14 protein-coding genes are annotated in these 14,497 nt (G+C 46.5%); 2 read left to right on the top strand and 12 right to left on the bottom strand.

Annotated elements, in window-relative coordinates:
* Positions 1-12: 12 nt before the first annotated feature.
* The 6 genes from I2494_RS06380 to I2494_RS06355 form a co-directional block, all read right to left on the bottom strand.
* Positions 13-1,038, bottom strand: coding sequence for a hypothetical protein (locus I2494_RS06380; RefSeq protein WP_228350856.1), 1,026 nt, complete (start codon positions 1,036-1,038; stop codon positions 13-15).
* The gene (gene phsC / locus I2494_RS06375) at positions 1,038-1,823 is read right to left on the bottom strand and encodes a thiosulfate reductase cytochrome B subunit (protein ID WP_218466254.1); all 786 of its coding nucleotides are present in this window, start codon (positions 1,821-1,823) and stop codon (positions 1,038-1,040) included. The genes I2494_RS06380 and phsC overlap by 1 nt, the downstream gene beginning before the upstream one ends.
* Positions 1,820-2,488 (bottom strand): 4Fe-4S dicluster domain-containing protein, encoded by a 669-nt coding sequence (locus I2494_RS06370; protein WP_218466253.1) that lies wholly within the window; start codon positions 2,486-2,488, stop codon positions 1,820-1,822. Before I2494_RS06370 ends, phsC begins: the two co-directional genes overlap by 4 nt.
* Before the next feature lie 218 nt (positions 2,489-2,706).
* Positions 2,707-3,432: a YdhW family putative oxidoreductase system protein gene (locus I2494_RS06365; RefSeq protein ID WP_218466252.1), complete on the bottom strand. Its 726-nt coding sequence runs from the start codon at positions 3,430-3,432 to the stop codon at positions 2,707-2,709.
* 17 nt (positions 3,433-3,449) lie between these two features.
* On the bottom strand, positions 3,450-5,549 hold the full coding sequence (locus I2494_RS06360) for an aldehyde ferredoxin oxidoreductase (protein WP_218466251.1): 2,100 nt from the start codon (positions 5,547-5,549) through the stop codon (positions 3,450-3,452).
* 55 nt (positions 5,550-5,604) lie between these two features.
* Positions 5,605-6,234 (bottom strand): ferredoxin-like protein, encoded by a 630-nt coding sequence (locus I2494_RS06355; protein WP_130592260.1) that lies wholly within the window; start codon positions 6,232-6,234, stop codon positions 5,605-5,607.
* A 628-nt stretch (positions 6,235-6,862) separates the two neighbouring features.
* Here I2494_RS06355 and yddG point away from each other — a divergent pair.
* Positions 6,863-7,777, top strand: a complete 915-nt coding sequence (gene yddG, locus I2494_RS06350) for an aromatic amino acid DMT transporter YddG (RefSeq protein WP_218466250.1) — start codon at positions 6,863-6,865, stop codon at positions 7,775-7,777.
* Here yddG and I2494_RS06345 read toward each other — a convergent pair.
* From I2494_RS06345 to I2494_RS06320, 6 genes are all read right to left on the bottom strand, one after another.
* Positions 7,750-8,112 carry a YacL family protein gene (locus tag I2494_RS06345; RefSeq protein WP_218466249.1) on the bottom strand — a complete coding sequence of 121 codons (363 nt, stop codon included), beginning with the start codon at positions 8,110-8,112 and terminating at the stop codon, positions 7,750-7,752. The genes yddG and I2494_RS06345 overlap by 28 nt on opposite strands.
* Before the next feature lie 265 nt (positions 8,113-8,377).
* On the bottom strand, positions 8,378-9,508 hold the full coding sequence (locus tag I2494_RS06340) for an anaerobic sulfatase maturase (RefSeq protein WP_218466248.1): 1,131 nt from the start codon (positions 9,506-9,508) through the stop codon (positions 8,378-8,380).
* A complete protein-coding gene (locus tag I2494_RS06335; protein WP_218466247.1) occupies positions 9,505-9,870 on the bottom strand; it encodes a DUF202 domain-containing protein in 366 nt (121 codons plus the stop codon). The genes I2494_RS06340 and I2494_RS06335 overlap by 4 nt, the downstream gene beginning before the upstream one ends.
* Positions 9,860-10,207 (bottom strand): YidH family protein, encoded by a 348-nt coding sequence (locus I2494_RS06330; RefSeq protein ID WP_218466246.1) that lies wholly within the window; start codon positions 10,205-10,207, stop codon positions 9,860-9,862. The genes I2494_RS06335 and I2494_RS06330 overlap by 11 nt, the downstream gene beginning before the upstream one ends.
* Positions 10,208-10,222: 15 nt before the next feature.
* Positions 10,223-11,722, bottom strand: coding sequence for a sulfatase-like hydrolase/transferase (locus I2494_RS06325; protein ID WP_218466245.1), 1,500 nt, complete (start codon positions 11,720-11,722; stop codon positions 10,223-10,225).
* Positions 11,722-13,434, bottom strand: a complete 1,713-nt coding sequence (locus I2494_RS06320) for a solute:sodium symporter family transporter (RefSeq protein WP_218466244.1) — start codon at positions 13,432-13,434, stop codon at positions 11,722-11,724. Before I2494_RS06320 ends, I2494_RS06325 begins: the two co-directional genes overlap by 1 nt.
* A gap of 178 nt (positions 13,435-13,612) precedes the next feature.
* Here I2494_RS06320 and I2494_RS06315 point away from each other — a divergent pair, with 178 nt between their 5' ends.
* Positions 13,613-14,494 (top strand): helix-turn-helix transcriptional regulator, encoded by an 882-nt coding sequence (locus I2494_RS06315; protein WP_218466243.1) that lies wholly within the window; start codon positions 13,613-13,615, stop codon positions 14,492-14,494.
* The last annotated feature ends 3 nt before the right edge of the window (positions 14,495-14,497 follow it).

The raw sequence follows: 14,497 nt of genomic DNA, 5'->3' as shown, positions 1-14,497 counted from the left end.
ATATCTCTGATATCACCGGATTTCATTATTCCATTCTACAAACTGATGCTGGTGATTCAGACAATATTTTACTCCTGCTTTAATATTCCCTTCCCCTTCATAAGCAACAGCAAAACGAATTCGTTTTCCATCAAAATAGGGAATGGAAGCGCATCCACCTTTCCCCAATACCACATAATCGACCGACCCGGCACAGGCTATCAGTGAATCAGCTCCCATCGCCACAATTCGCGCATCGTTCCCGGCACTTACCACTCTGGCCTCGGCACCAAAGCTGGAAATATGTGACAGGTCGCCAGCGCTGGCAACTTTAGAGGCATCACCCACACTGCCAATTCGTGCTCGCATTCCTGCACTGCCTATTTTTACACCTCGCCCGGAACTGCTGATTTTGGCTGAATTTCCTGCCGCCGCAATACGCGCCCGGTCTCCTGAGCTTCCTACCCTAACATCATGTCCGACACAACCGACCCGGGCGCCATATCCACAACTGGCAACCTGAGTTGAGTAGCCGGAGCTGCTAATCCAGCCATATTCACCACAACTGCCAATTTGACTATTGACTCCGGAACTGGCGATTCTTACGCTACTGCCGGTACTACCTATACGGGCTTCATCTCCACTGTTGCTAATCTGGCTCCCGTTATCGGTATTCATTACGCTAAAATAGTCTGCTCCACTGGCCTGTCGGCCAGCATATTGATTAACAGCGGACTTACCCGATTCGTTTAACACTGAGGATTGCCCTGAAAGCAAAGACAGAGACGGGGATAAAGCAACGGTCATCAGACGGTGGCTTAATACATCAGCTAACAGATCGGTAGAATCGGTTTCCTGCAAGGCAAAGTTTTCTTTTTCCAACCACAGAGAATAGCCATATTCCACCAGGCTGGTCGCCCAGTCCACATACCCATGTCTAATCAAAGCATGGTGAACATCTGCATAACGTCCACCCTCAGGAAAATTTCTGAGGAACCAGCGATAAATTTTCGGGCCTGTTCGCCAGGCCCTTAGCTCTTTGCGGGTTATTAGCATCATCAGTGACGGTGGTAGCCATCAATCATACATTTGAAGGTTTCCGTTGGCGTGCGTCCCGTCGTGCACAGATACAGATGACCAAAAATAAAGAAAATACTAAACACCGCCAGTAAGAAGTGTGCCTGAAGGATCCAGTATCGAATACCAACCTGCTGTAAACCTAAAGCCTCCGGGTAGAGAGATATCAACCCTGAGATCAGCAGTAGAGGCACCAATCCATACATTACGCCTAAATAAGCCACCTGCTGTAGTGGATTAAACTTAGAACGTTCCGTTGCCGGGAAAGGATGCTCTTCTCCTTGCATAATACCGAACAGATAGAATTTTACCTGCTTCATGGCACGCCCAAGCCAACCCTGAGGTTTAATCAGATAATGATGACCATTGCCCCCCAGCGCATTAATCAGCACAAAGCCAATCCAGCACGCTAACAATAGGAATCCGCAAATTTCATGTACCCCAACCAGACTTTTAACCGCTGTCGGAGCAACCAGATTGAAATGGTTAATCAAACCGCTGCACAGTAGCAGAATAAATAATAGTGCGTTAGACCAATGCCATAAGCGTACGGCTTTGGAGTAGAGATACACTTTCTCACCGTGGTCGTGCATTTGTCGATTGGCCTGCCTGAAGCGTAAAAAAGCATGCAGCGCCAACACCAGCAGCATACCCACTAATCCTATTCCTGCGATCACCAACCATACCGGCCAGAACTCCGGAGTAAATACAGGAACGTAGAGACTTAGCTGGGACTGAAATTGTTCAGCATTTGGCATCGCGTTCATACATTATCCTTTTTAATCAGATGTTGACCGAAACGGCGATAAAGATGAGGAGCACCGGCACCTTTCAATTGGTACTCATAATATTTGTTATTTTTTAGCCAGTTCTGCACTACTTCGCTGTCTTCCCGACCAAAAATCAACGCATTCTGCGGACAAACGTTAACACAAATAGGTGCAAAGCCTTTTGCCAGCCTGGACTCGGCGCAGAAATCGCACTTATCCGCCACTTTAGTCACCGGATTGAGGTAACGAACCTGATAAGGGCACGCGCCGATGCAATAACTACATCCAATACAGCGTTGTTTATCTACCCGAACAATGCCCCGATCGTCACGCCATGAAGCGCCGGTAGGACAAACTTCAATACAGGGCGCATCTTCACAATGCTGGCAGGAGTGACGAAAAAAGTGATATTGGGTTTCGTTTTCATTATCCGAAACCGGGATATGAGCAATGGATAAACGACTTCCCTGATCAGGAACATGATTCACTTTGCGACAGGCTCGGGCACACAGATTACAGCCGTTGCACAGGGTTTCATCATGAATCATGGCGTAACGAACCTGATTGGTTTTGTTGGATGCCGCAAGTAAACTTTGGCCCGGGCCGGAAAAAAATATAACCGTGCCCATACCGATGACAAATTTACGCCGAGTGTAGGTCATCTGCTAATCCCCTGATTCTGTTGACTGCAGTATTCCGGCATTATCCATAACGTTAACAATGCATTGCTCATCTCTCTTTCTCCGCCATTCTCTATTTCTAATATGATGAAATAGCAAGGTACTGCTTATGAATAATGACCTGAATCTTCTGTTTTTTAATTGTCATTACACCCTGTAACCCATACGCCATGTTGTACTACCTGACTTACTGCCGTACGTTATGGGTTTTGAAACTGTTCGACCTCTAACCACTCACACAGCCCGTAAGCTTTTCCGTAACTCATAAACCGCTCACTAAACAGGTAAGCCTGCCCGTCAGATGAAGCTACCGGCCTGATATCTGCATAATCAGGATGGGTGTCAATCGAGGTCAAAGCCGCTTCAATCTGCTGCGGTTCAAAGAAGTAAGGAGACTGAGCCAACATCGCAACCTTGTAGGGGCGTGGATAGGTTTCGCACTCGAACCTCACCGCTTGTGCAATAGTTCTACAGATATCCTTCTCAACCACCAGCACACACATGTTGGCGTAGTTCACCGAAATACTTCGGGTCGAATAGTAGTAATCATCCTGAGTTCCGGCATTGAGCATAATGTCGGTAAATACTTCGCTATGCTCAATCTCTTCCAGTACTTGAGTCAGATCCTGTTCTGACATCGAGTAAGGCGGTGCCAGCAACATACTTCGTGTTACCAGTGCACCCATCGCTGAACTTTGACGGATGAAGTCCGCTACCACATCGGCAGGAGAGTCTTGCTGTTCAGCCAGCTGTTGCTGCGTTGATTCAACCTCCTGCTGAAGCGAACCTGTTTTGCCCCCCATTACCGTTATCCAGCGCCGTTTTGCGTTATCAACGACCTCTGTCTGTGGGTTATCAGACTCTGCCGACAGGCTATCTAATGCACTTTCATCAACAGAGGTGACTTCTTCAATTGATTCACGCATATTTCCACCGTTGTGATTTAAGGTAGCAGGTTCAGAGAAGCCAAATCAGCGGCAACATCTTCCATTCCTAAACGATGTAACGTCTCTTTCGTTGGGCAACCTAATTCCGGATCCCAACCCATTTCGGTGTAGAACATGGTGAATGCTTTATGCATATCTTCCCTGTCCATTTTGTCGGTACCTTCAGTAAATACCGGGATTTGCGGATCCTTATCAAACACCCATGAGCAGATCTGGTCGTGTTCATTACGCATATCCATGGTTTGCATCAGCTTCACGGTATAGGCCCGATGCAGAGTGAAAATACGTTCGGCGGCTAAATCCAGACTTTCCTGTGTGGTTTCATCACCGGTTATCGCCTGAAAGAACTTGGCTTCCAACGCTAAATCGCCCCGGTAATTACGACTCTTCAGTGGTGAAACCGTCATTGGCCATACCCAGTTGCATAAGGTAACCGCGTTGTGTAAACAGACTTTTAATAAGGTCCACTTGGCATACTTAATTTTGGCCTGATTAATCGGGGTGTAGTTTTTGGTTTCGTCATAGGCATCTTCAGAGCCAAACAGCTCTGCGGCCACCTCCCGCTGTAACTTGAGCGGCAAACCTGAGCCAATAAAGTTGATATGAGTGTGGGTCATGCAGTCACGGTTAAACATACAGTTAGTGATCGCTCCCACCTGCGCAGAAGCTTCATTCGCATGGTGAACCGGGAAACCAAACGGAGACCACAATTTATTTTTAGCGTAAGCCCAGTACTCTTCCCCGAGATTCCAGCGCTCTGCGATGGCATAAGAGCCGTCAGCCAGATGACTTAACTCTCCGGTACGATGAGCAAGACGATGATAGAAGTCTTTAATGAAATTAGGATCGCCATCCTCTAACTGATCCCAGCGGATTTCTGCATACTCTTCTGCCGGTAAAACCCGTTTAAAAACACCTTTGGTATAGCAATAGGTGAAATCACGATGCAACTGACCATAGTTACACCAGATACCATAGTCATCGAACAGGTTAAGCCCGACCAGATTGCCAATAACACTACCGTCCCCTTTATCGTCGAAGTCTTTAGGGCCTTTTGGGAAGATGGTGGTATGAACAAAGTTGGCCACACAGGTATTACCACCGGTGGTCGGTACGCCAAAATCTTTCACTCGGGGAATATTCAGTTGGGACATACAGCGAATGGGACAAGAGTGACAGCCGCTCATTTTTACCGTGTATTTTTCTGCTGCCGGCCCCAGGTCAAACACCGACTTATAGGTTCTGAAACCAACGGTGTTTTGGTTACCCGGCGGTATTTCGCCGGTTTCAATTGGGCCTCCTTCTGCGGCTCCCCAATACAAGCCTTTACGTGCAGTCCAGCGGGAGCCGGGGGATGAGTACTCAGCCCATGCCTGCGGTGTACTTGGCACCACATGGTTGTTATTGGCACCAATCAACTCTGTCATCATGTAATCATTAAGGCGTTTCATCTCCTGACGGTCTGCTACCCTGACGCCTTTAGTGCCTTCCACCGCAATCGCCTTGAGATTTTTGGAGCCCATAATTGCACCTGTCCCCGCACCTCCACTGTGGTTACGGCTATTCAGCATGCAAGAGAGTGGTACCAGGTTTTCTCCCGCCTGACCAATAGCCGCAACGCAAGTTTCAGCGCTGGTCATCTGACAAATCTCTTCGGTGGTTGCTCTGGTACCTTTGCCCCACAGAAAATCTGCCTTTTCGATGGTGACTTTATCGTCTTTGATATTGATCCAAACCGGTGACTTGGCCTTACCTTCAATAATAATTCCGTCATAGCCGGCAAATTTCATCTGTGCCGCAAAAAAGCCCCCCATATGGGCATCTACCACCAGATTGCCTTTGGTAAAAGTAGAAAGAGAAGTGATATTGACCCGAGAACTACATGGTGCTCCGGATCCGGTAAGTGGGCCGACGGCAAACACCAGTTTATTGGCTTCATCAAAGGGTTTGGTTCCGGCAGGAACCTCGTCATACATGATCTTATAACCAATCCCCATACCACCGACAAACTTCTTATATTTGCTGGTGTCTTCCACGCTAATCTCCCCTGAAGAGAGATTGATTCTTAAGATGTTACCCATCCAACCATTAGCCATGATGTTTTCCTTAGAGCACATAAATCAAAAGGAGCTGCTTTTCGGATACTGCCGATTAAACAGTGATATCTTTCCACTCAATGATCTTTAATGCCCCGGTGGGACAGGCATTAGCGCATTCACCACACAAAATACATTTTGATGATTTCTTGGTTTCTGTATTTACGGTGGCCATCATCCATGGACAGGCTGTGGTGCAAGCACTGCATCCAATACAACGTTTATGATCGACGGCAATACAGCCCTCTTTTTCGTTATAGGAAATAGCGCCAATAGGACAGACTTTCAGGCATTGAGGGTCTTTACACTGTCTGCAGGTGTCAGCGGTGTAATTTAAATCACCAAACAGGCCGCCGCCGGAACCGACGCCGTTATCGCCAAAGAAGTAGTGACGATGGATTTTAATGCGGGAGAAAAAGGTACCGACAGAGCCATCATTAAAGGTTGTGCAGGAAGTTTCGCAACGGTGGCAACCGGTACACCGTGCCCTTTGCGTTACCAGCACCCCTTTTGGCGTTGTTATTAAGCCAACCGTACCGTTATCCACATCCTCTTGTTTACAACCAAAAAGGGATAACAGAGAAGGTGCTATTGCCAATCCGGTAAGACCTTTACCTGAGATACGTAAAAACTCGAGTCGTGTTAACCCCATTGCTAACAATGGGCGTTCAGCATTATTAGGCATTTAATTCACATCCTCTTCCGTACTCGCTTAAATAACAACGTTATTAAAATTATTTTTATAAAATCGGAAAGAAACTTAATACCTCTAAGTGGGTATCTAATTTTAATAATCACCCCCTTTATGATAATAATCCGTGATCGTTATCAATTAAAAAACAATAACCATAATAAAAATAAGGTTATTGATTTTCATTATCATTTGAAAAATTAAAAAAGAATGTAAAAAGTAATTTGATATATTTTTTAATTATATAAAAGCGTTGAAATTAAAAAATTTAAATAAATAACATATTGATAAATTAAGAGTTTAAAAAATAACAAGCAAAGCAATCAAAAATAAACAGGTGTTTTAGTGGCGTAAAATTAGATTAGGCAGAGTAAAAATCAATATATTTAGCCGTTATCAATGATGTTAAATTCATTTATTCATATCACTTAACCGCTATAAATTATTATATATAACGCTTAGTGCAAATTAATATTTAATCGCTACTGTTCAGGAAACAGCAAATACCTCCGTAAAAATAAATATAAAATTATCTGCTCCCCCTTAAATAGCAGACCTACTAAAAAGGTAAGATAGTGGTAAACTCCATGCCCATTATCTCTTTTTCACTATATCTGACCATATGAACAAACTTGCCACTCTGTGCGGCGTGATTGCGATCTTACTGTGGAGTATGAGCGTAGCATTAACACGTAGCATCGCTGAAGCCTTAGGCCCTTTTGGTGCCGGTGCCGCAATATATAGCGTAAGTGGCTTGCTGGTGTTGTGCGTAATTGGCCTGCCGAAAGTCAGAGAGCAGCGTTCTGCCTATCTTTGGGGCTGCGGTGCACTGTTTGTTGTTTATATGGTCTGTTTTGCTCTGGCGATTGGTATGGCAGGCAATCGCGCCCAAACGCTAGAAATTGGATTAATCAATTACCTTTGGCCTAGTCTGACGCTGGCTTTTGCCCTGCCGTTATTAAAAGTAAAAGCCCGCTGGTGGTTATGGCCTGGCATATTATTGGCATTTGGTGGTGTTGTTTGGGTCGTGAGCGGTGGCTCACTTAACCTTCAGCAATTTATTACCCATGCGGGAGAAAATCCCATCGCCTATTTACTGGCGCTAATCGCGGCATTGTCCTGGGCACTTTATTCTAATCTGGTGAGAATATACTGTCAGGGAAAAGGCGTTTTACCACTATTCTTGCTGGCCACCTCGGTCTGCCTGTGGGGAATGACGTTTGTTTTTTCCGGACTTCCAACAACCCTACCATCGACAGCAACGCTGCTGGAATTACTGCTTATGGGCGGAACCACTGCCGTTGCTTACCTCTGCTGGGATAAGGCAATGCGTCAGGGAAATATGACGCTGGTAGCTGCGCTCTCCTACTTTACGCCACTGTTCTCTATTCTGATTGCCAGTCTTTGGCTTAGCACCTGGCCGGGCAATGGCTTTTGGACCGGACTGGTGATGGTCATTTTAGGTTCCCTGCTTTGCTGGTCTGCCAGCAGGAATAAAGCCAGTAACAGTCAACGTCCTGCAATAAAATCACGATAGCCTTTTAGCGCTTCAAGAAAATCCTCTACACCGCAGCAGGAGAGACTTTCTTCGTCGTAATAAAACATACCCTCTTCCATTTCATCACCTTCCAGATCGATTTGGTTGGCACGTACAATCACCTCTTCGCCATCCAGCCATAATGTATATTCATGACCAATTTTTTGCCACTGGCGCTCACTGCCACGAACCTGCTGTATCGCCAGCTCGACTTCATCCAACATGGCTAAGTTACCTTTCACTTCTTCATTTAACCAGTGGCCGATAGCCTCATGTCCCATGGAGAAAGTAGCAAAGACCTGACCAGTGACGTCGAGCCTGAGTTCATAGTCCATAATATGCTCCTGTCGTGGTGCTGTTTCCGTTAGTTTTACCACGGGATAATCCCGTGGTTGATATCTCTATAATAGTCATGGAATGGATGAGTAAACCATGATCTTTTTTTGATTTTAAGCAATCAGGCAGAAAGGTTAAAACCTCACAAAGCCAGAAGAGGTGGCTGAAAAAATAATATGAATATCGCCGGGTTGCTAAGATGCGGTTATCTGTATTGAAAAAGCACAATACATATCAGATTCGCAAGTAAAAGAGGGATATTGTTTAATTAGTCACATTACCCAAGTTAAGCATCCTTGTTAATTCTGCTGGTGAGCGTTGTTGACGCAATAAGTCTCGCATTATTTTCATATAAGGTGCACTTTTGCTAAAAAAGCGCTGATATCCTGAACACAGCACACTTTCTTTCCCCATGCGGCGATGTTTCGGACAATCGCCATAACACAGACGTAAAACAGAACAGCGCTGACAAGCAGGCGGTAAGCTGTCTCGTTTATATTCTGCAAATATTTGCACCGTCCGAAAACTATTCATTTCAGAGAGCGTCACCTGATGCAGGTTCCCCACCAAATACTCAGGATAAACGTAATGATCGCACTGATAAATATCACCATTTGCCTCTAATGCAAAGGCGTGACCGCATGTTTCGCTGAATATACACATTTGTGCCGGATACCCACTCCATACACCAAGCAAGGAATCAAAAATTTGCACAAAAACTTTACCGATATCCTCTCGCATCCAGCATTCAAATACGCGGCAAAGAAACGCTCCCCATGCCTCTCCGGTTACCGAATCAATGCGCAATTGATTATGCTCATCCCATTCTACGAGGGGTATAAATTGAATAAATGGCGTGCCCAGCCGTTTTAAATAATCATAAAGGACTTCTGGTTGCTGGCAATTGTAAGCATTCACCACGACCAGTAGATTGAATTCAATATGTCGCGCTTTTAATCGCTCGATCGTTTCAATCACCCGATAATGAGTTGGTTTACCGGATCGCGTCACACGGTAATGGTCATGAGTGGTTGCCGGGCCGTCCAGTGAGATCCCCACCAGCCAGCCATGTTGCTGCAAAAAATCACACCACTCATCATCAAGCAGTACACCATTTGTTTGCAGTGTATTTTGGATTCGCTTCCCACCCGCGTAACGTTGCTGAAACGCCAGTACACGACGGAAAAATGCCAATCCCACCAGCGTAGGCTCTCCCCCTTGCCAGGCAAATTCAACCACATCTTCCGATTGCGCAGCAATATGCTGACGGACAAATGCGTCTAAAGTAGCATCATCCATAAGAGGCTGACGTGGTTTTTCCAGATAAAAACAGTAACGACACGCCAAATTACAGCGGGAACTGGCTGGTTTCGCCATGACATGACAACCGCTCATGATGAAAAAACACCGGTAAGTTGCAATAATCGATAAAGATGCGACATAACAAGCAGAACCGCCAGCGCACAGACCGCCAGCGCTATCAGCATTTTCGCCATCACCGCTCGCGGTAAAGCAAAATCACTAATAGTAATATCCATCACATTGCGCCGACGTACATATCCCTGTATGACCAGTGCAATCAGGAAAACAACCGCCAGCGCTGGCAAAAGTAACTCACTGGCGCGATCCCATGTATAGCGTGCAACCAGCGCTAAGAGAGCCCCATATCCCAGCAAGGTACGCAGCCATGCTAACGACGTTCGTTCCGGTTGCAGCCCGGGATCGGCTATGCGGCGGGCTCGGCGACTATCCGGCATACAAAACCATAACGATAACCACCACCGCAACCAGTGCCATCATCAAACTAATCAATAACAACCCACGTGTGTAGGGTAAATCTTCTTTCAGGCGCATCGCCCGCTCATTACTCAGCCAGCGTAAATAGCCACCGATCGCCAATGACCCGGCAAATAAACACAGCATCACCGCCAGCGCTTCACGTACTACAGGGGTTGCCAGATTCGGTGCCAGTTGATCCAACCCAACCCCTGCCGCCAGAAATCCCAGCGAGGTACGTATCCAGGCCAGAAAAGTTCGCTCATTCGCCAGTGAAAAACGGTAATCCGGCGCTTCTCCCACCCGAGATATTTTCATACTTTCCCCTATGCGTTAAAACTTCTGTTTTTTCTCTTCAACTTTGACGCCGCCAGTAGGCATCCCCGTATCATAGTCGCGTACTACCGGTGAATAATCATCTTTGGGGCGCGGACGGAACGAGCCCATCCAACGCGGTTGAGCCTGTGGCCGCCATGTTCGACATGACCATTGGTAAGTTCGAAACGGATCGCGTATGAGATCCATGTAATCCAGCAGTGCATCATGCATTGCATCGCGTTCTACCGCATAACGCGGATCGTCAATCAGGTTGTGCATTTCATTCACATCCTGATGGCGATCGTAAAGCTCATCACTGGTAAACAGATTAATCACCAGCTTGAAACGATCCGTTACCCAGCAGCGCACCGGAATAAAACCACCAAAGCTATCATGTTCTATTTCGTAGCGATTGAACTCAACCATCACACCTCGACCATCAGATGCCTGGAGAATGTCTCCACCGGGTAAGATATCCGGCTGATGAATTCCTGCCAGCTTCATCATGGTCGGCAATACGTCAATGTGACTCACCGGTATATCCACATGTGCAGGCTGCGCCTGACCGATAGGTGGGCGGAAAATCAGCGGAATACGCGTGATATCGTCATACATTGCCGCCCCTTTACTGATCAACCGATGTGCCCCCATCATTTCGCCGTGATCAGAGGTGTAAATAACCCAGGTATTGCTACGTTGCTCCGGAGTCAGCGCCGCTACCACTCGGCCTATTTGATCGTCAACAAAGTCGTTACAGGCAAAATAGAGTGGATGATGATAATGACCCTCTTCCCCCACCGGTGAAGGCATCGCTTCCGCCCACAGACGATGATGTACCGGTTTATCCCTCAAATCATCGTGCGCTTTTTCCCCCAGGTCATAATAAAAATCCTGATACTTCTCCAGATATTCCGGCGGACAAGTAAAGGGATGATGCGGCTCATCATAGGATATGACCATCAGAAAAGGCTCTTGTGATCGTTCAGGACGATGCAAAAAATCTATCGCCCGGTTACTGATACGGTGTGCCCAGGTAAAGGTTTCATCAATATGATTTTCATACAGATCCTCTACGCTATTGAGCCCATTACGCCACAAACCAATCTCTCGCTCGCTCAATTCAGCCAGATAGTTAGCGCCATCGTACCAAAACTCCGGATCCCACTCCGCCGGACAAACACCGGTGCCAAAGTAGTCGTGCCCGTCAAGGTGCCATTTGCCTATATAACAGGTATGGTAACCCGCATCGAGGAAATAACGCCCCATCGTAGAGACGTTCTTACCCGGTGCCACATTATTCGTCCAGGGGCCAGACTGGTTAGAATATATGCCGGTAAACAACCCTGCACGAGCGGGTGTGCAGACCGGAGCACAAGTATAGGCGGAATTGAAGCGTACCCCTTCTACCGCCAATTGGTCTATATGTTGGGTGTTCAACGGTTTCCCGCTGTAGCACCCCACCATATTGGTTGCCTGTGTATCGGTCATAATTAGCAGAAAATTCGGGCGTGTCATTATCTCTCCTCAACATCAGCAGCAAAAGTAACGAATGCAGCCCTGCGCTCACGCCAACTGCTGTAAATTAAATAAACAACAACTGCGGCGACAATCAGATAGCACACTACCGTCAGCAATCCGGTTGAATAGCCACCAAACTGTGCCAATCCTGCATAAACACCAATCATCGCGAACAACACGCCAAGGGCTGCGATTTTTGCATTACGCCAGGGTTTCATATCCACGGCAAAAGCATCATGAAAGCGGAACGGGGTCTCACGGGGTTTCAGAAAACCAATAGTCAGCATCAACATCACGTTAATGCAAAAGGTAAAAAACAGTACGTATAAGAAGTGAAAATCAAAATCCACCAGATAATTAATAACGATATAGCTGCAAATACCGAACAGCAATGCTGCTTTGGCCGCCAGTGCGGGAATACGTGGAAAGAAGAATCCCATAATGACGATAGTCACCAGCGGCACGTTGTAAATTCCATTCAGTTGCTTCATCCAGGAATAAAGCCCTTGCGGAGCATTCGCTATCCACGGTGCGACCAGTACCGAAATCAATGCCAGTATCAGCCCAAACCGACGCCCCACTTTTACCAGTTTTTGTGAGTCTGCCTTTGTATTAATCAAACGGTTATAAATCCCAAGACTGAACAATGTACTGGCACTATTAAGAAACCCGTTGAAAGTACTGATAATGGCACCAAACAGTACCGCACCGAAAAAGCCGACTAACGATGTCGGCAGCACGGAGTTCACCAACGTCGGGTATGCCATATCAGCCTTTGGTAGATCCTGAAACAGATGGAAAGCAATCAGGCCTGGCAACACCAGAATCAACGGATCCAACATTTTCAACACAGCGGTCAGCAATGCGCCTTTTTGCCCTTCCGCCAGACTCTTTGATGCCAATGTTCGCTGTACAATTCCCTGATTGGTACACCAGTAAAACGTATTCACCAGAATGAGTCCGGTTAACGCCGCCCCGATGGGCACCGGATCGCTACTGTCACCAATCGAGTTAAGCTTTTCTGCATGCACTGTCGTCAGTTGTTCAACACCACGCAAAAAACTGCCATCCCCCATCGCCATCAGACCAAACACCGGCACCATCAAGCCCCCAATCACCAAACCAATGCCATTAATAACATCGGCGATGGCAATCGCCTTTAGCCCACCCAGTACGGCATACATCATGCCGGAGAAGCCCAGCAGGATAACCATCAGCCAAATAGCGTTGCTCTGCGAAATACCCAATGCTTCACCTACGTGAAACAGACTGTTAAGCGCCAGCGCGCCAGAATAGAGCACAATCGGTAGAAAACAGATCCCTGTCGCGATCAGGAAACAACAATCCACTACGATACGTGTGGTTTTGTCGTAGCGTTCCTCAATAAAATCAGGAATGGTGGCGATCCCGCGTTGCAGATATTTCGGCAAAAAAATCAACGCCAGAAAGATCAGTGGAATCGCTGAAATAACCTCCCAGGCCATAACCGACATACCACTACGGTACGCCTGACCGCTCAACCCGACTAATTGTTCAGTGGAGAGATTAGTTAACATCAATGATGCGGCGATCACGGGTGCTTTTAACGAACGCCCTGCCAGAAAGTAACTTTGCTGCGATTGAGTATCCGCTTTACGCAACTTCCACCAGGTAATTAGTGCAACCAGCAGTGTGAAAGCGAAAAAACTCACTATTTGTTGAATATTCATCTCATTGCCCTCTTTTATCATTATGCTCCGCAGCAATAGGGACACAGCGATCGTTAATCAGAGCGGAGTCAGGCGGTTTGAAATCTCAAAATATGTGCGTTGTTTTCCCAGAGAGATTAAATTCTGTTACCGTTGCCTTTTCTGGGGTAGTTGCATCATTCTCCGCCGGAGAGAGTAAATGAATGGAAAAAACATCATTTCACATGTAAAAAACGAAACTACTTACAATATTCCGCTACTTCTTGACGAAAATGTGATCTCAAGCGGTATTACACTGATATCGCTGTGGCACACATTGGCGGATGAAAGCTATCGAGTTTTTTGGCCAAGGGATAAAAAGAAACCATTGATCGCCAGCTCATGGGTAGCGGTATATACGCTTCAGGGTTGTGGGAAAATGATCCTGAAGGACAATTCTGAAATCACGCTGAACGGCAATTGCGTCATATTTCTAAAGCCAACTGATATCGTTTCTTATCATTGTGAAGGGCTGGTGTGGGAGCAATACTGGATGGAATTCATTCCCACCGGCACGATGGAAATTCCTTTATTTCAGGCGGTGATTATTCATAACGGTGAGCTGTTTAATCAAGAATTAACCGACGTTGAAAGGCTTATCTCCAGTAAAGAATCGCTGGAAAATAATCTTGCGGTGGCCTTTCTCACCAAGATGATTTATCAGTGGATTTGTTTGATTAGGCAAAACGGCACCAAGCCACGGCAACTGCTTCAAATCGAAAAACTGCTCTCCATCCTGCACGCTAATTTGCAACAACGATGGACTGTGGCCGACATGGCATTACATATGCAGTGTAGTGAACAGTATTTACGGCGCTTGTTTCTACGTTACACGGGGAAATCGCCGAAAGAGTATTATCTGGACGCTCGCCTGAATCTGGCACAATCACTGCTACAACAGGAACAATACAGTGTAAGTCAGGTTGCCGATATGCTGAATTTTTTCGACACATTCCATTTCAGCAAAGCGTTTAAACACAAATTTGGCTATGTGCCTTCGACGCTAACCAGAAAATTACAGGCGAACGATACGAAAGCATAACAG

The organism is Limnobaculum allomyrinae, assembly GCF_016649425.1.
Taxonomy (GTDB): Bacteria; Pseudomonadota; Gammaproteobacteria; order Enterobacterales; family Enterobacteriaceae; genus Limnobaculum; species Limnobaculum allomyrinae.
This window is presented reverse-complemented; position numbering and strand designations above follow the sequence as displayed.